Genomic DNA, 20,741 nt, shown 5'->3' on the forward strand with positions numbered 1-20,741 from the left:
ATTTGTAATTGTACTGATAATGAGTTGTTTAGCTGCTTGTTCCTTCCCTCAAGTGTCCGGTTTTGATATAGAGGTGTTCGCTTTTAGCGGTTGGATAAGGTACGAAAATTGCGGAGTCACATTTACATGAACGGGTTGCAGGAGCCCGTTTTTATGAATATCTTACCTGTATGCTCAAATTGTTATAAAACCCTTGTTATGAAGAATACTAGAAGACACTTCCTACAAAATTTTGCTGTTTCTGCTATTGGATTGACTGTTCTTCCCCGCCTGGGACTGGCCGGGAAACCTGATCTATATGAGCAGCCGTATGATGGTCCCGTACTGCGGGTGGCTATTATGGGACTTGGCAGTTATGGCTCCCGGGTGGCGGAAGCGATGCAGTCCTGTAAGAAAGCCAAACTGGTAGGTGTGATCAGTGGTACACCTTCCAAGATCAAAGACTGGCAGGGGAAATATAATATTCCGGAGAAGAACTGTTACAATTACGGGAACTTTGATAAGATCAAGGACAACCCGGATATTGATGCTGTATATGTCATCACACCCAATGCCCTGCATCATGACCAGGTGATCCGTGTGGCAAAGGCGGGCAAACACGTGATCTGTGAAAAGCCGATGGCATTGAATGCAAAAGAAGGACAGGAAATGGTGGATGCCTGTCGCAAGGCAAACGTAAAACTGCTGGTAGGTTACCGTATGCACTTCGAGCCACACACGCTGGAAGTGATCCGTATGCGGAATGCCGGAGAGTTTGGGAAAGTGCTCTTCTTCCAGGGATTGTGCGGGTTTAAGATAGGTGATCCTACCCAATGGCGTTTGAATAAACAACTGGCCGGTGGTGGTTCATTAATGGACATCGGTATTTATGCCGTGAACGGTGCGCGTTACATGGTAGGAGAAGAACCTGTATGGGTAACCGCACAGGAGACTAAAACCGACCATGAGAAGTTCAAACCCGGTGTCGATGAAACCATCCAGTTCCAGCTGGGCTTCCCCAGCGGCGTGACTGCTTCCTGCCTGTCTACCTACAGTATGAACAACCTGGACAAATTCTTCCTGAACGGTGAAAAGGGATTTGCAGAGATGCAGCCGTCTACCGGTTACGGGCCTATCAAGGGCCGTACGCATAAAGGGGAATTGAATCAGCCTGTCGTGGTGCATCAGACAGTACAGATGGAAGAAATGTCTGATATTATCCTCAATGGTAAACAGCCTGTGGTGCCTGTAAACGGGGAGGAAGGGGTGAAAGACCTGAAGATCATGGATGCGATCTACCAGGCTGCGAAGACGGGTGAGAAAGTAAGTTTGAAATTATAAAAATAAAGGGGATGTATTAACATTTGAAGTGACTCCGGAAGCATCTGGCTTTTTGGGGTACTTCAGATGTTAATACGTTCCCTTTTTATTTCCGCCCCGACAGGCGTCCGCTAGGTATGCCTGGAACTTTCATGATGTTTGAGTGCCGCTATATTTATTATGGATATATTTGTACCATGAAAATTGGAAGACAGTTTAATACCCTAAACCTGAAGGAATACCTTTTCTTCATCGATAATTATAAGAAATACACTGATTTCAATACCTTGGGCCTTTACCGATCAATTGTAGAAAACAATAAATTAACGATCGAAGATAAGATCGTGGTAAGGGAATACGCCCATCGGGTATTCAAGAAATCATTTGATTTCCTGCAGATCAAGGATCCGCAAACTTACATTGATGTACTCACGCTTGGACAGGAACCGGGCAAGGTAGAGACAAGAACGATCTGGGACAATATCGAAAGATACCAGAAGTTGACGATCCGGAAAAAGCGTTTCGGGCACAGAAACTTTGGGGTTCATTCCAAACATTCCTGTGGTTATGATACCTGTCATTTAAATGGTGTCATGACAAAACAGGGATCTTCAATATCCTATGGGGAAATCGGCTTCGCATCGGATAGAAACAGGTACGCCGTGCAGGACAAATCTAATGTACGCAGAAAGGAGCGGAAGAGCGCACAACAGATCATCCGCCGGATACTGGAAGATGAATGATCATTCCTGTTTCGGCGCTTCCTCCTCCTCTCTTTCCACCGTGATAGTACATTCTCCCACCAGCGCTGCCAATGCGCCTACAGCTGCCAGTACGGGTGCTAACAATACGCCTACTACGCCAATTGTCAGGGGAAATGACATCAGTTCCTTACCTGATTTATCCGTAATAGTGATCTTTCTTACATTACCTTCTGCAATGAGTTCTTTTACCTTTTTTAGCAGGTGCTCGCCGTGCAGTGAGAAGGATTCTTTAGTTGCCATGGGTGTAGGATTATAGGTGAATAATCTGGGTATGGGAAGTTACGATATTTTGGATAATAAAAGTATCCCTTATTGCTTATAATAGTTACCTTGAGTATTATTTCGAACCTATGAAATCAGATATCACCGCTTCAAAAAACAAGGCATTAGTTTTTACACCCGCCACTATTCTGGCCATGATATATTTGATGATGCTCATTTGTATGCTTCTCCTGATGGTGCTTGGTGAAGAAATGGGAGATACGTTTTATGCATTGCTGCTGTTCATGCCTTGTGTCATTTGTTCTTTATTGTTGGATGTCTTTTTACGGATATTATTCCGGAAGGACGTGAAATATAAAGCACTATATGTCTGGCTGATAGAAATAGCGGCGATGGTGATTGGTATTCGCCTTTTCCTGCTGGCATAATGATCCCGATTAGTTTGGTTTAAATCAATACCTGTGAATGTGTAACACTTCTCCTAAAAATAACCGGGCATATATTTTTTCACCCTGCGTCATTCTGGCTATTATATCTCTGGTGATTGTCTGCTTTTATATGCTGGTCCCAACGGAACGTAGTGAAGAAGGAGCTTATATGATCCTGGCGACCCTGTTCCTGTTGCCCTGTTTAATTATTTCGTTATTAATAGATCTCATAGTCAGGTTTTGCCTGAAGGAGGTGAAAAAGAAAGCGCAGTACATCTGGGGGATAGAAGCGATAGTGATCGTCTTTGTATTTGGGCTTTTTATTTTTTGGGTGACTTTGTAAAAGCATCAATTTATAAAGAAAGCCGGCTCGTGTTAATTGAGCCGGCTTTTTTCGTTTTTGTTGACGATTAGTTTTTGATGACCTTCTTCGTCGTTACGATTCCGTTATGGATCAGTTTAACAATATACACGCCTGCAGGCAGATGACTTGCAGAGAATGACCTGGTATAGCTGCCCGTGGAAAGATTTTCCCTGAATATCGCTGCTACCTGTTTACCATTGATGTCATAAACCGTCAGCGCTGTTACGCCTGCATCTTTTAGTGTAAATGCAACACTGGCATTGGTAGAGAATGGTGCAGGGTAGATGCTGAACTGTGTATTGGATGGCTTTTCAGGCGCAAGCGCTGCTAGTTTCGCTGCAGACTGACTGGTCCTTACCTTTATTTCGGTAATACTGTTCCATGCATTCACGGTGTTGCCATGTCCTACGATCCTCACATATTTGGCAGAACTGGCAGTGAATGTAAAGGTTTCCAGCGCAGTTGTAGTACCACTGCTACGCAGGCCGGTTGCAGCTGATGTCCATGCGCTGCCGTCGGTGCTGGTGAGAATGTCAAACAGTGCACTTCTGGTGTTACCATTGTAGAAGGCAATATCTACCCCGCTGACGGTCGTGGCAGTACCAAGACACAGTTGTATGTACTGACCATCGCCGTTGGCTGACCAACGGGTGGCAAAGTTATTGTCCAGTACATTGGCTGCTACGTTACCATCGTCGCTGCTGGCAACTGCGGGTTCACAGGTGGGTGGTGGGGGAGTAGTACCTGCTTCCGGTTTCCACCAGTTGCCAGAGATGAACAACTGGCATAGCAGGCTGTAAGTATCGCTGTAATAGCCTGATTTTGCTGTCTTGAGGAAATTCCATCCGCTGTTCACGAAAGCCTGGTTGTTGCTGTTCACCACTGCTGCTGCAACAAACGGCGCTACGAATACAGCCTCCGGATCACTGCCGGACACTGTGCCATTCAGCTGATAACCGTCTTTCACATTTGCGGGATTACCACCCGTTTTACCAATGATCCAGGTAGCGATCTTGTTGGAAATGCTCTGCGCAGTTGTATTGCCATACAGGGCATAGTCCATTACCACACGTAAAGGCACGCGGCAGGCATTATAGTTATATTCGTTTGTTTGCGGACCTTCATCAATAAAGTTTTTAGGCGCCGGCTCCGGAGGGTTCTTCACCACAAAATCGGAAATAAGACCGGTAGAAGGAGAGTAGGTAGTACTGAACTGGTTGTACACCGCATACAGGTTGTTGATGAGGTTCAGCCAGGTGGCATCGCCTGTTTCCTGGTAGAATGCACGCAGGTGGCTCAGCATCCAGTCGGAAGGACGGGTGTTCAATGCACTCTTGCTATCCCAGTCGCCCAGGTTCAGGCGGTTGGTAGTAGTAACATTGGCCGCTTTTAAGCCATTGGTGATCATCTTCTTTGCTTCATTGAGATAGTTGATAGTACCGTTGGATCCCCACTGATAGTGGGCCAGGATCAGTGAATAGGCAATGTCAATATCGCCATCGGTAGCGGAATCAAAATGTCCCTGGGCGCCGCTGGCATCTGCCACTACCCATCCCATCAGGTTGGTGTTGATACTGCTGTGGAAGGCTCGGGCAGTTTTGTACAATCCGTCATAAATAGTTTTTGCGTTAGGGTCATAGCCGGCCATCAGGGCGGTGATCACCATGCCATAGCCGTGTCCTTCAGAGGTGCCTAATGGTACAAACCCTTCAGCATCCCCGCTGATCTCCCCTCTTACGTAATAACCGCCGGGAAGAGAGGCAAGATTGTTTTTCAGGTACTTTGATTTCCAGTAATCATAGTAACTGGCCACACTGGCATTCATCGCCGCCTGCGTAACATTGTTGGGTTTGATACAGTTGGGATAGGTGACTGCCTGTGGAAAAGGCTTGTTCTGCGCCTGCACAAGAAGGCTGGTAACACACAAGGTGCTGGTTACCAGTAATGAATAGAATTTAGTCATATACGGTCAATTTTAAGGGTGCGGTTTTTCCTGGTTTACAGGTTATTTTGAGTTTTTGTAATGGCTATGCAAACGATTGCTAAAGTAAGGATAAGTACGATATAAATGAGCAAAATTATTTAAGTCAGTAGCCTGCTGCCTGCGGTGTCCCTGCTCTCTTTTTCCTTAGTGAGCATGACCTTGTTTGCTAACCTGTTGATAAAGACTAAATTTATTGTCAGAAAGCTATCTTATTATCCATCCAATTATTATGACCATGAGATCCGGTATACTATTACTATGCTTTGCCGCCCTTGCAGGCAGCCTGAAGGCCCAGATCAGTGCGCCCGATACTTTAAAGACAGCAAAAGGGAACCTGGTGATACAGCCGGTAGAACATGCCAGCCTGGTACTCTCGATAGGCGGTACTGTTATTTACGCAGATCCTGCCGGTAAAACAAGCCATTTTAAGGGCCTTCCTGCGCCTGATATCATCCTCATTACAGATATACATGGCGACCACTTCGATTCCGCTGCTATTGGTTCCCTGAAGACCAGCAATACCCGCCTGATCGTGCCGCAGGCAGTGGCCGACAAATTGCCGGCATCTTATAAGCCGCAGGTGACCGTATTAAAGAATTTCGGAGTAACTACCCAGAATGGTATTACAATCAATGCTATCCCCATGTATAACCTGCCGGAAACACCCGATTCCAAACATCCCAAAGGCCGGGGAAACGGGTATATCGTGACTGCCGGCGGCACCCGTATCTACATATCGGGCGATACGCAGGGTATCCCTGAAATGCGCTCCCTAAGAAATATCAATGTGGCCTTCGTATGTATGAACCTGCCTTATACCATGGACGTGGCAGAAGCAGCAGACGCTGTACTGGCCTTTAAACCACGGATCGTTTATCCCTATCACTACCGTGGTGCAAAGGGCTTAAGCGATGTGAATGCCTTTAAAGGAAAAGTGAATGCCGGGAACAAGAACATAGAAGTACGCCTGCGTAACTGGTATCCGCAGCCCTAGGGGTATTTGAAATGATTATTTAAGGAGCATGTAATAAAAAGCAAATGCAGCTCCCGCGGCTTACTTAAAAAGCTGCTGCAATGATCTGATAGAAGCGTGCGTACCAGGTGTGAATTGCACTCAAAGTGTCTGACTTTGAGGTAGTTCACACCCGGTACGCTCGCTTTTTTTATGCCCTCAGGGAAAATTGTCCATCAGGTTGGGAAATACCGTCATTCTCCACGGTGCTATTTTGAACCATCTTTGTATCACAAAACGAAACAAACACAAAAACAACTCAAAAATATACACACAATGAAAACAAGATCGACTTCAAAATGGCAATTAAAGAGCGCTTTGTTTACAGTATTGGCACTGATCCTGAGCCTCGTTTCCGTATCATCTTTTGCGCAGAACAAGACTGCCAAGAACATTGTACTTGTTCATGGTGCATTCGTAGATGGCTCCGGCTGGAAAAAAGTGCATGACATCTTAGTGAAGAAAGGATATAAAGTGACCATCGTGCAGTATCCGCTCACTTCCCTGGCAGATGACGTTGCAGCTACCAAACGTATACTGGACAGGCAGGATGGTCCTACCGTGCTGGTTGGTCATTCCTGGGGTGGCACCATCATCACCGAAGCCGGTACCCATCCGAATGTAGCATCTCTGGTATATGTGGCGGCTTTCCAGCCTGACAAAGGTGAAAATACGCTCCAGTGGGCAACTTCATTACCTGGTGCTCCTGAAGCAGGTATTCTGCCTCCGGATGAAAAAGGATTTCTGTACTATGATATCGCGAAGTTCCATGCTGGTTTCGCAGCAGATCTGAGCAAATCAGAAGCAGACTTTATGGCTGCATCACAGGCGCCCATCTTCGGTGCAAGTTTTACAACGCCGGTAGCTGATGCCGCATGGAAAACAAAACCAGCCTATGCAGTGGTTGCTACAGAAGATAAAGCCATTGTTCCCGGCATTCAACGTAACATGTACAAACGTGCAGGCGATAAAGTAACGGAAGTAAAGGGTAGTCACGCAGTATTCATTTCACAGCCCGAAGCAGTTGCAAAAGTGATCATAGCCGCGGCTGAAGGAAAATAGTTTTGGAAGACCAGACCGATGATAACCAGTGTGGACAACAAAAAACAGGGCCTTCATTGGCCCTGTTCTTTTATTGTTAATAAGTCAGCGGAAATTAGTGGATGTCATCAATCAGTTCCATGCTTTTTTCAGGGAATTCCTGTAAGCCTGCGGTGAAGTATTGATGGCATTCTTAAAATACCTGCTAAAATGATATTCATCTTTAAACCCAAGATCATACGCGATCTCTTTAATGGGCTTGGAGGTCAGGTACAGGTCCCGCTTTGCTTCCACGATGATCCTTTCTGTGATCATGTCGGTCGGGGTCCTGCCATAATATTCCTTCACGATTTTTCCCAGGTTTTTAACGGTCATATTCAGCAGGTCAGCATATTCGCCGGCACTGTGTTTCTCCCGGAAGTGTTTATCAACATAGGCTTTGAACTGCAGCAGTGCGTCCGGCTCGCCCGCTTGTTCAGTAACAGGCGGCTTCACGTCGTGCTGCGATACCTTTATCCGCGTTACATTGATCAGCAATATCTTCAGATAAGAGATCAGCAGGTCATGCTGGGCAAGCCCTGCTACCTGCAGCTCATTCTCCACCTGTGTGATCAGCAGCCTGATCATCGGCGCTTCCTCCGCAGGAATATTTACCAGCGGTGTCTGGTTAATATTATTAAACAGGATGCCATCGCACGCTACTTCCTTATGATGTTTGATAACACAAAAAAAGTCGTGGTGGAAATTCAGCATCACGCCTTTCATGTGTGCTCCACTGATCATAAATGGTTGGCCGGGGGCAAAGAAAAGCATCGATCCTTTGGAGATATTGTACTCCGCGAAATCGGCTTTCAGCTGCCCTTCTCCTTCAGAAAACCATATAATGGAGAAATATCCAACCCGTTGCAGTTCCTTAAAATATGCGTTGTCTTCAAAATGTATCATTCTGAAACCCATGCTGCCGTCAACAGGGTTTTTGATCTCAAGCGCTGGTGTTGTTGTAGTTGCCATATGCAGTAAAGCTTACCTGTTCTCGAGCCAGGACAGGAACATCTGTACTTTTTCTTTGTTGATTAATAATTTTTCGGGAGTTGGAATGACCAGGTTAACGAGCAGTTTCCTGGCGAAATAATGTTCCACGTCCTTTATTGCCTTGAAATTGACCAGGTACTGCCGGTTAAGACGGAAGAACTGATCGGGCGATAACATACTATACACCTGGTCAAGCGACTGATTGATGCTATATTCCTCCTGGTTGAAGGTCTTGATGATCGTTGCCTCATGCTTGATGTAGAAGAAAGCAATGGCTTCTGTAGAGATATTGACGTACTTGTTATTTTTGAAGACCAGGAAGTTCTTCTTGCCTGCCGGCGCCGATACCTTTGCCAGCAGATCGTTCAGCTGGGGAACCGTATGCTGTTGGAAAAAGTTCTTCAACTCATCTACTTTTTTGAAAGCCCCGATGATGTCATCTTTGGAAAACGGCTTTAGTACATAGTCAACGCCATTCGCTTTGAATGCATCCAGTGTATAGTCTTCGAACGCTGTGCAAAATACCACAGGGCATGCAATCTTAACTGCCTTAAAGATATTAAAACAGAGCCCGTCAGACAGCTGGATATCCATAAAGATCAGGTCCGGCTGTTCATTTTCAGAAAGGTATTTCACGCTGGATGAGACGCTTTGCAGCTGTGACACTATTTTTGCTTCCGGTCTGATCTTCACGATCAATGCCGCCAGCGAAGCTGCCGCCTTGATCTCGTCTTCAATAATGAGTATATTCATGGATCACTGGTAGTTTTACCTTAAATATTTTTTCGTCAGCTTCAATGATGATCTCTTTTTCCAGAAGATGATTATATCTTTCGCTGATGTTGTTCAATCCTACTTTCATGGAAGTTTCCGGGTCCATTTTAAGCTGTACATCGTTCTCCACGATAATCATATCCTTTTCAGAATAGATCCTGATCTCCAGCGGCTGCTCCAGCGATACGATATTATGCTTGATGCAATTCTCCACCAGGAGCTGCAAGGTGAAGGGCGGGATCAGCGACTGCAGATGAGCAGGATCAACGGTATTGCTAAGATGAATACCATCCTCAAACCGCGCTTTCAGCAGGAACATATATGCAGACAAGATATTCAATTCTTCCGACAGATGAATCAGGTCCAGTTTACGGCTTTCCAGTGTGAAGCGGTAAAACTCAGACAGCTTTAACACGAAATCGACCGACTGTTTATCGTTGGTCTCGATCATCGTTTTCAGTGTATTGAGACTGTTGAACAGGAAATGAGGATTGATCTGTTGCTTGAGCAGTTCATACTGGGCGCCGAGATTGTCTGACTTTGTACGCTCCAGTTCTATGCTGACCTGCTGGTTCTGATAGTTCTGGTACAGCAGGTGCAGGATCATATAAAACCCAAGATTGATCATGATACCCCTTACCTCCACCATCAGCATCACCGGACCGAAATTAATATGGGAAAGCAACCACTGTTGACAATAAGCCAGCAGTAACATAATACCGATCCCAAATACAAGACTGGTGAGCAGCCGGCGTACTGACAGCCCCTTGTTGATATCCCGCCTGGAATAGGTGGGCAGGGTATAGATATTGTAATACCATACGAGTACGGAGAAGATAAAAGTGATCCCGGAATTGACCAGGGCTTCCGCTAAGTTAAATGGCCGCTCCGCAATTTTAGGTACGGAGGCAATGATGCCCAGGAACAGTGAACTGCACCAGATGATCCAGGGTGATACTTTGAATGTTTTCTTGTTCATTACAGTTAATGCTTTATAGAATGCAGGCCATTGGGCCAAAGATAGAGTTAATTCTCGCTGATTGCTATACAAATTATATATCCGTTGATGTATCGAATCACGTTTCTGTTGACTTTTTTATCGTTGGTGGCAGGGAGTACCGGCTGATAAAATTATAACGATGTTAACTGCGGGAACAGGAGGAACAGGGGGAAGCAGGCAGATTAAGGTGGGAAGTGGACAATCAGGTCCTTTAAAAAAGGCTTATGCTTTCCGGCATTTCAGTTTCAGCACCCCGGCGGCATTTGTATAACCACCGCCGGCGCCGTCTACAAAGTGGATATGCCCGTCTTTCATATCGCGGACATAACAGGACATCACCGATTCTTTACTGACATAACAGGCATAGAAGATCTCTCCGGCCTGTTCCAGCCTGTTCAGTTTTTCTTCCAGGGACTGGCGTTGTTGCGCTGTGCCGGCAATGACGGTATTGATCTTACCATCTATCACCAGTGTATCAGACATTTCCACCAGTCGTGTGAGATAAGATCTGCCTGTTTTGGTCTGGAAGTAGATGTAACCAAACACGGTGGTGAACCAGCTCTGAATGAGTGAAAAGACCTTCATGCCACCAAACCTGGCGCGTATTTCAGAGCCCAGTTTTGTAAAGGAAGCTTTGAGCCTGAGTTTAGCTATCGAGATAGGTTGCCTTTTCTCGGGAGCGCCATAGATTTCGTCGATATAGGAAATGACTTTCTGAAAGGCGCTTGACTGCTGAAGGTTGTCGGTGGCAAGGACAATCAGGCTGACTACTTCATAGTTGTTTGCCGGTGGTTTGATCCTGTCCCAGCGGCATTGCATGCCGCTAAGGTCCAGTTCATGCCCCTGAGGCGCCTGAGGGAGGAACAGGTAATCGTTTCCTTTAATGATTTTTTCAGCATAACTCAGGCCACTTCCCAGCAATATTGGAATGGTGAAATTGCCGGAGCTGGTGAATTTGGTGATCCTGAGTGCATGTCCGCGGGCGTAGATCTCACTGACGTCTATAGTGCCCGCCCGCAGTTCGATGTTGAAGTTCTCCAGAGTATTATGCCTGTACAACAAAAGCGCTGCCATAGCGGCGTCTTTCACCGATGGCGGAACAATAAAAGAAGCACCGTCCCCTCCAAAGAAGAAAGGGACGGTGATATTTGCTTTAAAACAGATGTTCAATACTGCAACAATGCTTCCGGTAGCAATCAGGTTGACGGTTTCGTGCAATCCTTTTTGTACGACGGCCGTAGAGCCTTTAATATCTGTTACAATAACGTGCCAGGTATCGGGGACCTGGTAAAATAAGTGCGCTTCCGTCAACAGTTCACTGAGAGGAATACGATTGACCGGTAATCTGGAATAGAACAGATCGTTGTTTGCTGACATAGTCCATTTACACCCTTTGGCGGGAATTAGAAATGTAGCCTGAACTCAATATTCAGCGCCGGACCAGACTTGTTGTCTTTTACTTTGGAGCCGGGGATGCCATCGCCGTTGTTACCATGCACCGTTGTTGTCTGCTGCAGGGATGATACGAGGATCTGTGCACCGAAGCTTGCTTTTTCCGGTATTACTTCAAAGAAGGGGCCGATACCTGCCAGTTCGCAGAAAGCATGCCCTTTTATTTTGACATATTCTTCCGGGGCACCTGGCTGGGATACCATCGATTTTACGCTGATAGGGCCCCAGGTAGCGCCTACTATTGGCGCCAGGAAAACTGTTTTGGAGACAGGGATCATGTACTGCACAATAGGGCCCACCAGCATACTGATACCGCGGGTATAGATACCTTTGCTCTTCTTGTCAGAAATGCTGATCCCTGCAGTTAAGCTAACCCCTACAGAGAACTTGTCAAAAAAGTGATATCCCCCTTTAGCAGACAGCTGTGCCGCTGTGCCGATGTATTGACCCATGGGCGCCACAGAACCGGTGAGGCCGAGACCGCCGCCGATCCAATAGTCACCTTTGTTGATCTTTAGCGTATAGGCCTTCTTTTTAGCCGGCGTCAGGGACGCGTCGAGCGTTTGCGCAGAGCAGGTAATTAAAGGCATCAGGGCGATCATCAGAGGTACCAGGAAAAAAAGCAATACGGCTTTTGCAGGTATTAGTCGTTGTTTGTTTTTCATGCAGGAAGTTTGTTTGGTTGTAAAAATGCGAGACATATACTGTTCTTTGTCATTAGAGAAAATACCGTTGGTGAAGCAGTTGTAGTTTTACATCATAGCATATCATTCACGTATATCTTGATATTTATTAATGTGAATAAAGTGGTGTTAAGGGACGTGATAGCATGAACTTCACATGATTTTAGTATTTGGTTGATAACTGACGGCCTGGGGCTTGATTTTTATTAACTCCTTGTTTGCTACCCTACTGTAAGCAAATGTACAGTACTTCCAGGGAAAAGTAAAGTCTTTTCAGTACAAGATAATGGAAAATCTGCTGCGGCCCCGGCAGATCGGAAAAGTATGAAATATTCCGGAATTATCTGCTGCGGAATAATGAAATTACAATGACCTGTAAAGTTAATACTGCACCGTCGCAACAAATTGTAAAGCTTTTTCTGTACGGCGCCCAGGTATTGCTTTTTTTACCGCTTTGATACCGCTTTAATACCGCTAATCTTACGTTAATCTTACGTCCCCGAACGTAGAATTAACGTAAGATTAGCGGTATTAAAGCGGTATCTGCAAGGTACCTGAAATAGATTTACACCTAAAAAAAGTGTAAACCTATTTCAGGATCTGACACGGCATCAAAGCGATATCGAAGTGGGGAAAAAGCAGAGAAATTTCCGGTTCATATCCGGTAGAGGTTCGGTGGAGGTACACTCAAAGTGTGAATATGCCAGGATTTGATAAAGTGTAACTATGCGCTTTTGCGGCGCCCCGATACGCGTGGCTGCAGTTCGTCCCCTCATTTTTGCGGTTTGTATACATGATTTTGCGTCTTGTATACACGCTGCCAAACTGCTTTGGAATCTTTTCTAATATTGCACTATAAAACAGGAAGGATGGAGGAAATATCCATCACAAAGCGTCAAAATGCCATTTTGCAGCTTCCTGTTATATTATACTTTTGTAGCATTCAATAAGACTCATAATATGAGCAACGTTGTACTGTTATAGTTAGTAGTAAGACGATCAATCATTGTTCAAACTTTAATCATTAAACGTATGAAAGTATTGCTGTTATTTATGTCGCTGCTGGTAAGTGCTGCTGTATTTGCACAGACACCGGAACAAAAGCTGGCAGAGCTAAAGATCGCGCTGCCGGAAGTGCCGCCCGCCATTGGCAGTTATGTGGATGTCAGGAGAGTAGGCAACCTGCTTTACTTATCCGGTAAAGGGCCCCGTAATGCCAACGGTGAATACATTATTGGCAAGCTGGGACAAGAGCTCAGTGTACAACAGGGTTATGAAGCTGCAAAGCTAACGGCCATGAACCAACTGGCAGTGCTGAAAAAGGAACTGGGTAGCCTGGGGAAGGTGAAACAGATTGTAAAGGTAAATGGTTATGTGAATTGTACCGCAGCCTTTTCTGATCAGCCTAAAGTAATGAATGGCTTTTCGGATCTGTTGATACAGGTGTTCGGAGAAAAAGGCCGGCATGCACGCACAGCGCTGGGAACGAATGCCCTGCCAATGAATATGGCAGTGGAGGTGGAGATGATCGTAGAAGTGGAGTAGGGCAGTAGAAAACAATGCCTGAGTAGATTGAGAAAGGTTTTGCATTGTTTGTGAAGCAATAAGGCGGGCTTTATGAGTAGAGTGTTGTGCAGAGGGCAACTTACCGGATAATTAAGTTAAATTTGTATAACACCGTTAATATAAAACCCATAACTATGAAAACCAGATCTTTCTTTTCCCTCGTCGGGATGTTGTGTCTACGCACCACCCTCCTGCTGACATTAACATTTGCAACTGCGGACGCAGTGCAGGCTCAGGCCACAGTACCCTTCACATTACAAAACAACTCATCGTACGCCGATGGTAATATTTATGTCGCCGTTGTGGGAATTGTCAACGGCAATTTTGTATGGATCAATCCGAAAACCAGTGCCGTCAACCTGATGAGCGTGTCCAACAACACAGTGCCCGGACCGGTCATCAACGGTAATATGGGACCGGGAAACAACGGGTTGTATGCTAATTGCTTTGCAAAGCTGAGCGAGATCCCTAACAAGATCATCAACATTCCAGGCATCGCAGGATGTCGTATTCTCATCTCCTTCAATTCACAGCTGTATCTCTATTTCTTCGGTGCTTCCGGTGCACCGAGTGGTTATGCAGCACCGAACCTGTCCAATCCGACAGATCCTAACCAGGGCATCCGGTTTGAGACAATTGAACTGACCAATGCCTCCAATGGCCTCTGGGTGAACACGACCCGTGTTGATGGGTATCAATACCCAATGGGCCTTGAAGCCTGGGGCAATGGCGGCTTCTATCAGAAAGTGGGAGAAGTGATGACGCATTCCCAGATCCTCGCACAGTGGCAGTCTACAGCGCCTGCTGATTTTGCTGCCTGCTATGACGCTACGAACGGCATCATCAAATTCCCTTCAAAAACGCCGGCCTTCCAGCCCGGAGGCGCTCAGGCAAATTATTTCGGTTCCTATGTAGATGCTATCTGGTCGAAGTACAGCACTGGCAACCTGGTATTCAACGCAGGCGATGCGGGTACCTGGAGCGGCCGTGTGTCGGGAGATGTATTCACCTTTACAAGGACTTCCGATGGCAAAGTAGGCACTATTGCCCGTAAACCTACCAATACGGAAGTGATGGAAGGCAGCGGCGTAATGGCTTCCGGCGGAGAATTTGATAAAGTGGTGCAGGCACAGATCTGCGCTGCCATCAATCGCCACGCTATTAACCTGAACCTGGCTACCGGCGCTACGCAGGATTTTGCCAGTGCCTCAGGGTATTACCAGACTACTCCCTACAACTGGTACAGCAAATTCTGGCACCGCAGCGATATCAGCCTGAACAGCCTGACCTATGCGTTCTGTTATGATGATGTGTTCAATCATTCATCCACCATCAACGCGCCTTCGCCACAGCGGGTAACTGTTGCTATCGGCGGTTATGCAGGACAGACGCCAAGTGGTGCAGCTATTGTGTACAAAGATTGTAACTACGGAGGCTATGCCGTGGGCCTCACTCCAGGCAACTATACTACCGCTCAGCTGAGCGCACTGGGTATCCTGAACAACGATATCTCTTCTCTGAAGGTAACATCAGGATATAAAGTGACCCTTTACCAGGATGATAATTTCAGCGGTGCAACACTGGTGCTGACAGGCGATGACGAATGCCTGGTAGACAATGGCTGGAATGATGTGGTATCTTCCCTGAAAGTGGAATCTAATACCACTTCCACTTCCACCGTTATCCAGGCGGAGAGCTATAACTACATGTCCGGTATCGATGTAGAAGCTACTACTGACGCAGGCGGTGGTCAGAATGTAGGATGGATAGATGCGGGCGACTGGATGTCTTATGCCGTGAATATTCCTGTAACAGGTACTTACCGGATCAGTTATCGCGTAGCCAGTCCTAATGCCAATAGTTCCCTGCGCCTTGAAAAGGACGCCGGCGCTACGCAACTGGGCTCCGTTGTGATACCTAATACCGGTGGCTGGCAGAACTGGACCGATGTATCGCATACCGTATCATTGCCTGCCGGAAGCTATAATATCGGCATTGCTACATCAACCGGTGGATTTAACCTGAACTACCTGACCATCACCAATCTTTCTTCCGCCAGGGTAGCAATGCAGCAACAACAGCCTGCAGCAGCGCAGACTACGCTTGTACTGTCGCCCAACCCGGTAAGAGACCAGCTCTCCATCCGTGGTAATGACAAAGTAAGCACACTGCGTATCTATGATATCAGCGGACGTGAAGTGATGAGGGTGAAAAATCCCGGCAGCACAATCAGTGTATCATCTTTGAATGGAGGTGTGCATATTGTTGTGATAGAGCGTAAGGACGGTACGCAGCAACAGGTGAAGATATTGAAGCAATAAACATTTAAACAAGGCACATTCCCTGCTGCCTTATATAGAAAATACCCTGCATTTCCTGTCAAAGGGAGATGCAGGGTATTTGTTTTGTTGATCCGCCTTCCCCTGATATCTGGTAGGGAGAGCGTAACTAGCACCAATGAAGAAACCTCGTAGCATTCCAGAGAGGCGCCGGCTTATTTCATCTTAACCGTTATAACCGTAAACGAATAGGCCGGCAATTCAGTATTGAACTTCTCCGAAACGGGGTAGTCGGACACAAGCGGTCTTGCGTCTTTGCTATCCGGCCGGCCCTGTAGTACCGTCTTTATTGCAGTACCTTCGGCAATGCCAAGGCCACTAAGATCAATGCCAGATTGAACCGCTGCAGGCAGCAGGTTGACAAGCTTTATGATCACCGTATTGGATTTGGTATCCTTTACAATAGAAAAAGCGACTCTTTCTTTCACACCGTCGATGCTAATTTCCTTGCCTTCTTCATTGGAGAGGCTGATGGTACCCGGCAGGTACGTGTCGCCGCTGTTGGTGCCATAAAGTTGCTGTACGTAATAGTTGACAGTAGGCTTTACACTGGTATTGTTAAAGTAGATCAGGTCTGGTGTCCACTGCGTATGTTTTTCCTTCGCCAGCAGCGGCGCGTAGGATGCCATGCTAACAACATCGCCATTGCGCTCAAGGGCGGTGAGATAGAGCGCCTCCGCTAAGGCAGTTTCAATGTTGCTGGGGCGGCCAGGCAGGTGCGCTGCGTATTCACCAAGATATACCTTCGATTTTGAACGATCGTATTTATCGTAGAAGTCCTGGTTGTTGATGAACCAGCCCGGCGATACGTAGTAGTGCTCATCGATCATAGGCACCTTTAGTTTGTTGGCGATGTCCCAGCCTTCTTCGTAGTCAGTGCCTTCAAAGAACGGACCGGCAGTGCCGATGACGGTGATCTCAGGATGTTGTTTTTTTACAGCGTTGAAGATCATGGTGAACCTTTCTTCAAAGATGTCGGTGATCAGGTCTTCATTGCCGATACCAATATATTTCAGGTGGAAAGGTTCGGGATGCCCCGCTGCTGCACGTTTTTGTCCCCAGGTAGTGTGGATGTCCCCATTGGCATATTCTATCAGATCGAGTATGTCCTGTACATATTCATCCATTTCATTCATAGGAATGCCACCTTGCTGGCCACCGCCTTTGGGGGAAGGACCGGAGTTCTGACAGGGAACGCCTGCCGCTACTACCGGTACAGGTTCGGCACCGATATCTTCACAGAAACGGAAGTATTCAAAGTAGCCAAGACCGGCCGATTGGTGATAGCCCCAGAGATTACGTTGCGGTGTACGCGTTTCCAGCGGACCGATGGTGTTTTTCCAGCGGTAGATATTATTAAGTCCGTCGCCATGAGCAACACAGCCGCCGGGGAAACGTACGAAGCGGGGATGGATGTCGGCAATCACCTGCGCGAGGTCTGCTCTCAAACCATTCTTCCTGCCTTTGAATGTTGCCTGCGGAAAGAGGGAGATCATGTCCAGCGCCAGACGACCTGCAGTGAGTGGTTGTAGTTCCAGTTGCGCACTGTCTGCATCTGCTGTAGCAGTAAGTACTGCCTGGGCTTTCTTCCAGGAATTGCCGGAGAAGGTGATGGTAGTTTGTGCAATTACATTGTTTGACTGAGCAGGGCTCACCAAACGGACCAATACCTTTCCGCTTTTTCCACTCAGTTGATTGGCAAAAAGTGAGAGCTCGTATTTGTCGCCCTTCTTTACCGGGATCCCGTCGTAACCGCTGTTTACCAGCGCAGCACCAGGTGCTTTGGTATCCAGCACGGCGTAATGCCGGTTGTTTGGATGGATGGGTGCTGTTGTATCGATGGCGAAGGTGCTTTGCGCTCCACGTAACGTCCAGGAGTGATAGCTGTTCCAATTAGGATCATGTCCATCTTTGTCGCTTAATGCATATTCAAAGTCGCGGTTCTGCACCAGTTCAGCGTAGAGACCACCATCTGCCGCGTAGTTAATGTCCTCGAAGAAGATACCCAGCAGCAGCTTGCTGATAGGTTTGGCTTTCTCCGGTTGCAGGGTGATGCTGGCCCGTAACGGCGATTGCAAGGTCCTGAAACGCTCAGCGTCCTGCAGGGACGATGCTGACTCCTGCCGCCATTTGTATTGGGCCACTTGCTGGGTTTTGATCAGCCGGTCTACGACTTCCCAGGATACCCGGTGTACCTGGCCGGTAGCTGTGCCTGCCGGCAGTGCAACAGTAACACCGGCGTCTGCATAATGAGGTGCGTTGACTGCTGTGGCGGGGCGGTATGTTTTGAAGTCGGCAGTAGTGGTCCGGAATTGTTTCCCGTCTGCGTCGGTGTAAGTGATGGCATAAGCACCTTGCCCGGCATCATATTGCACTGCAGGGCGCAGAAAATTCCGGCCGGCACTGATGTCGGGGTAACTCTGGCGCTTCCAGTTCACCAGGTCGGCCGATGCTGCATGCGCAAAAAGATGATCCCGTTCATTCAGGCTCCATATACAGTGCCATATGCCATCAGGTCCCTGTATCAGCCAGGGGCTGATCATCCGCTTTTCTGATCCCCAGCGGCCATAGTCACTTCTTAGAAAAACAAAACCGTTTCCGATAACATGCCATTGCTGTTTGTCCTGGCTCCAGGCAAACTGAAGCCCGCCCCGGTCGTTGTTCTTGTCTGTACTGTAAGAAAAGAGATAGACGGAATCGGGAGCATGGCCAGCGGCAATTACCGGTTGCGCTGCCAGGTACATTACTATAAATAACGATGACCAGTGTTTTATTAATAAAAATGACCAGTGTTTCATCATATGGAATTAATTACTTGTTGTGTTAACGCGGAAATTCTTCCCAAAATAACAATAAAAGTGTTATTCTGACATTTAAAATGCCAGGAATTGTGTGCCTGCATCCGGGAATCCTTCACCACCGCCTTTGCCGGCCGCCTTATTGCTGTAACCAGATTCTGTAGGAGATGAGCTGCGTGTAAATGTGAAGGCGCCTTTGCAGGGTGCGTAGATCACTGGATTGTCCAGGTGGTACAATAATGGGTGTGCAACAGGTAAAAAGTGCTTCACAGACAGGGGCTGTATGTATTGTTTTTCTGACCCCGTCAGGGTTTAGTATTCCTGATGAGGTATGACTGATTCTCGTCAGTAAGTGTAGCCGCGACTGAAATAAACGATACATTCGCGTCATGCTTCATTGATGAATGCGGCAGAGGCGTCTTTCTGTTGATTGCTGACCATTATGTGCAGGCAACAGGTGGAGGAATGGCGAAGCATGCTTTAGTACACAATTATATTTTGCTTGTCCGATATCAGTCTTTCATAGGGATGGTCAAGGAAGTGTATCAGGAAAGGTTGTAATTGCCCTCCTCCTATGCCATGAGACCGCTGTGTAAAGAGTAGACGCTGACTGTTCGGCATATAGTGATGGATCATATCAATGTACAAGGGACGGCAGGCATTATCCATTTCACCGTCGGCCAGTAAAGCTGGTTTGGGAGAGTAAAAGGGTTGTTTGGTAGCAGGGATGACAGGTGTATATGTCCAGCAATCGCACATAGCATTGTAAACATCGTTGATATGATAACCTTCCATGTAGGGATAGGCATTGTATAGCTGCCGGAGAACATTTTCATGGTGATATGCGGCCTGGTCGGCACAGTATACGGAGATCCGCATACCGGAGGGGCCGCGGTAGCCGCTGAAAATATCGTCCAGCAATGCAGTTACATAGGCGCGATGGTTGCCTTTGATCAGTTCTTTGATAACATGAGGTATTGCGGATGGATTGGAAAAGTAGTTCTGGATAATATCGAAGAGATCATTCCTGGTATATTGTACGCGGATGGAATCTGTCGTACCCTTTTCCAGGTAAGAGATATAAAAAGGTGTCTGGCCTATGGCGGTGAAGTATTGGACGAACTGCGCTTTAAGGTTGCCATATGTTGCCTTGTCAGTAGAATCTTTTTCAACGTGCTCAAACAATATGTTCAGTGCTTCATTAAAGTTGGCAGGTTCGTCTTCGTCGATAGGAACGAAGGTTGGTAATGGGGAGTCTAGTATCAGTGTCCTGATACGGGAAGGATCGCGCTGTAAAACCGCCTGCATGAGACCTCCGCTGTAGGAGATGCCCATCAGGTTAACAGAATCGATCTGCAGGGCATACAGCAGATCATGGATGTCGGATACTGTCTCGTCTGTATTATAGGCTGAAAGGTCAATGCCACGGGCTTCCAATCCCTTGCGGAGTTGTTTTACACCTTCGATCACCATGCTGTCCTTATTGAGGTTCTTTTGATAGGACGCTTTGATGGCGGCGCCCAGTTCCGGGCCGGACAGACCGGGTAAGGAATAGCCTGCGCCCCGCTGTTCGAAGGCGATACAGTCCCTGTCATTAATGACCTGGCTGGCCGCAGCGCCTCTTGCCCATCCCAGGGAGCCGGCGCCTGGCCCTCCGCCTGTGAAAAGAAGCGGATCTTGCTGCTTATTGGGGTTCTTGCTTTCAACAATGATGAATGGCAGCTTAACGGTTTTGCCGTTGTTCTTTTTCCTGTTCTCCGGCACTACAAGATAGGCGCAGCGGGTTTTGAAGCTGCTGTCTATTTTGACAGGGCATGCACATGGTTCTATAATAGGCTGATAGTTGCGTTTCTCCTGCGGGTAAGCAACAGCAGGCAGGAAAACGATGGTGACCAGGGTTAATAAGAACGCTTTCTTCATGAATGGCTTTTTATCAAAAATAGTACGGCTTGCATCAGCAGTCCAGGTAAAAAACGGACATTT

17 protein-coding genes are annotated in these 20,741 nt (G+C 47.0%); 7 read left to right on the plus strand and 10 right to left on the minus strand.

What is annotated here, in order from left to right; translation table 11 throughout:
* Positions 1-198 precede the first annotated feature (198 nt).
* Together MYF79_RS13005 and MYF79_RS13010 are read left to right on the plus strand one after the other, a co-directional pair.
* Positions 199-1,320 (plus strand): Gfo/Idh/MocA family protein, encoded by a 1,122-nt coding sequence (locus tag MYF79_RS13005; protein WP_247814285.1) that lies wholly within the window; start codon positions 199-201, stop codon positions 1,318-1,320.
* A 176-nt stretch (positions 1,321-1,496) separates the two neighbouring features.
* Positions 1,497-2,042, plus strand: a complete 546-nt coding sequence (locus tag MYF79_RS13010; RefSeq protein ID WP_247814286.1) for a hypothetical protein — start codon at positions 1,497-1,499, stop codon at positions 2,040-2,042.
* Here the strand turns inward: MYF79_RS13010 and MYF79_RS13015 are convergent, their stop codons facing one another.
* A complete protein-coding gene (locus MYF79_RS13015) occupies positions 2,043-2,303 on the minus strand; it encodes a DUF4342 domain-containing protein (RefSeq protein ID WP_199657300.1) in 261 nt (86 codons plus the stop codon). It lies immediately after the preceding gene.
* 110 nt (positions 2,304-2,413) lie between these two features.
* Here MYF79_RS13015 and MYF79_RS13020 point away from each other — a divergent pair, with 110 nt between their 5' ends.
* Positions 2,414-2,713: a hypothetical protein gene (locus tag MYF79_RS13020; protein WP_247814287.1), complete on the plus strand. Its 300-nt coding sequence runs from the start codon at positions 2,414-2,416 to the stop codon at positions 2,711-2,713.
* 410 nt (positions 2,714-3,123) lie between these two features.
* Here MYF79_RS13020 and MYF79_RS13025 read toward each other — a convergent pair whose 3' ends face one another.
* Positions 3,124-5,040, minus strand: a complete 1,917-nt coding sequence (locus tag MYF79_RS13025; protein ID WP_247814288.1) for a glycosyl hydrolase family 8 — start codon at positions 5,038-5,040, stop codon at positions 3,124-3,126.
* 250 nt (positions 5,041-5,290) lie between these two features.
* Here MYF79_RS13025 and MYF79_RS13030 point away from each other — a divergent pair, with 250 nt between their 5' ends.
* Together MYF79_RS13030 and MYF79_RS13035 are read left to right on the plus strand one after the other, a co-directional pair.
* The gene (locus MYF79_RS13030; RefSeq protein ID WP_247814289.1) at positions 5,291-6,055 is read left to right on the plus strand and encodes an MBL fold metallo-hydrolase; all 765 of its coding nucleotides are present in this window, start codon (positions 5,291-5,293) and stop codon (positions 6,053-6,055) included.
* A gap of 294 nt (positions 6,056-6,349) precedes the next feature.
* A complete protein-coding gene (locus MYF79_RS13035; RefSeq protein ID WP_247814290.1) occupies positions 6,350-7,135 on the plus strand; it encodes an alpha/beta hydrolase in 786 nt (261 codons plus the stop codon).
* Between the two features lie 111 nt (positions 7,136-7,246).
* Here the strand turns inward: MYF79_RS13035 and MYF79_RS13040 are convergent, their stop codons facing one another.
* The 5 genes from MYF79_RS13040 to MYF79_RS13060 form a co-directional block, all read right to left on the minus strand.
* Positions 7,247-8,125 (minus strand): helix-turn-helix domain-containing protein, encoded by an 879-nt coding sequence (locus tag MYF79_RS13040; RefSeq protein ID WP_247814291.1) that lies wholly within the window; start codon positions 8,123-8,125, stop codon positions 7,247-7,249.
* A 12-nt stretch (positions 8,126-8,137) separates the two neighbouring features.
* Positions 8,138-8,899 (minus strand): LytR/AlgR family response regulator transcription factor, encoded by a 762-nt coding sequence (locus MYF79_RS13045; protein ID WP_247814292.1) that lies wholly within the window; start codon positions 8,897-8,899, stop codon positions 8,138-8,140.
* Positions 8,880-9,899, minus strand: coding sequence for a sensor histidine kinase (locus MYF79_RS13050; protein WP_247814293.1), 1,020 nt, complete (start codon positions 9,897-9,899; stop codon positions 8,880-8,882). Before MYF79_RS13050 ends, MYF79_RS13045 begins: the two co-directional genes overlap by 20 nt.
* 243 nt (positions 9,900-10,142) lie before the next feature.
* Positions 10,143-11,297, minus strand: a complete 1,155-nt coding sequence (locus MYF79_RS13055; RefSeq protein WP_247814294.1) for a DUF3095 domain-containing protein — start codon at positions 11,295-11,297, stop codon at positions 10,143-10,145.
* 26 nt (positions 11,298-11,323) lie between these two features.
* Positions 11,324-12,037, minus strand: coding sequence for a hypothetical protein (locus MYF79_RS13060; protein ID WP_247814295.1), 714 nt, complete (start codon positions 12,035-12,037; stop codon positions 11,324-11,326).
* A 1,050-nt stretch (positions 12,038-13,087) separates the two neighbouring features.
* On the opposite strand from MYF79_RS13060, the gene MYF79_RS13065 reads away from it, so the two are divergent.
* Positions 13,088-13,600: a RidA family protein gene (locus MYF79_RS13065; protein WP_247814296.1), complete on the plus strand. Its 513-nt coding sequence runs from the start codon at positions 13,088-13,090 to the stop codon at positions 13,598-13,600.
* A gap of 155 nt (positions 13,601-13,755) precedes the next feature.
* Positions 13,756-15,942 carry a beta-1,3-glucanase family protein gene (locus MYF79_RS13070; protein WP_247814297.1) on the plus strand — a complete coding sequence of 729 codons (2,187 nt, stop codon included), beginning with the start codon at positions 13,756-13,758 and terminating at the stop codon, positions 15,940-15,942.
* A gap of 173 nt (positions 15,943-16,115) precedes the next feature.
* Here MYF79_RS13070 and MYF79_RS13075 read toward each other — a convergent pair whose 3' ends face one another.
* From MYF79_RS13075 to MYF79_RS13085, 3 genes are all read right to left on the minus strand, one after another.
* Positions 16,116-18,761 (minus strand): alpha-L-arabinofuranosidase C-terminal domain-containing protein, encoded by a 2,646-nt coding sequence (locus MYF79_RS13075; protein ID WP_247814298.1) that lies wholly within the window; start codon positions 18,759-18,761, stop codon positions 16,116-16,118.
* Positions 18,762-18,833: 72 nt separating this feature from the next.
* Positions 18,834-19,028, minus strand: a complete 195-nt coding sequence (locus tag MYF79_RS13080; RefSeq protein ID WP_247814299.1) for a hypothetical protein — start codon at positions 19,026-19,028, stop codon at positions 18,834-18,836.
* A gap of 210 nt (positions 19,029-19,238) precedes the next feature.
* Complete coding sequence (locus MYF79_RS13085) at positions 19,239-20,678, minus strand: alpha/beta fold hydrolase (RefSeq protein ID WP_247814300.1); 1,440 nt, start codon at positions 20,676-20,678, stop codon at positions 19,239-19,241.
* Positions 20,679-20,741 lie beyond the last annotated feature (63 nt).

It is taken from the genome of Chitinophaga filiformis, assembly GCF_023100805.1.
Lineage (GTDB): Bacteria > Bacteroidota > Bacteroidia > Chitinophagales > Chitinophagaceae > Chitinophaga > Chitinophaga filiformis_B.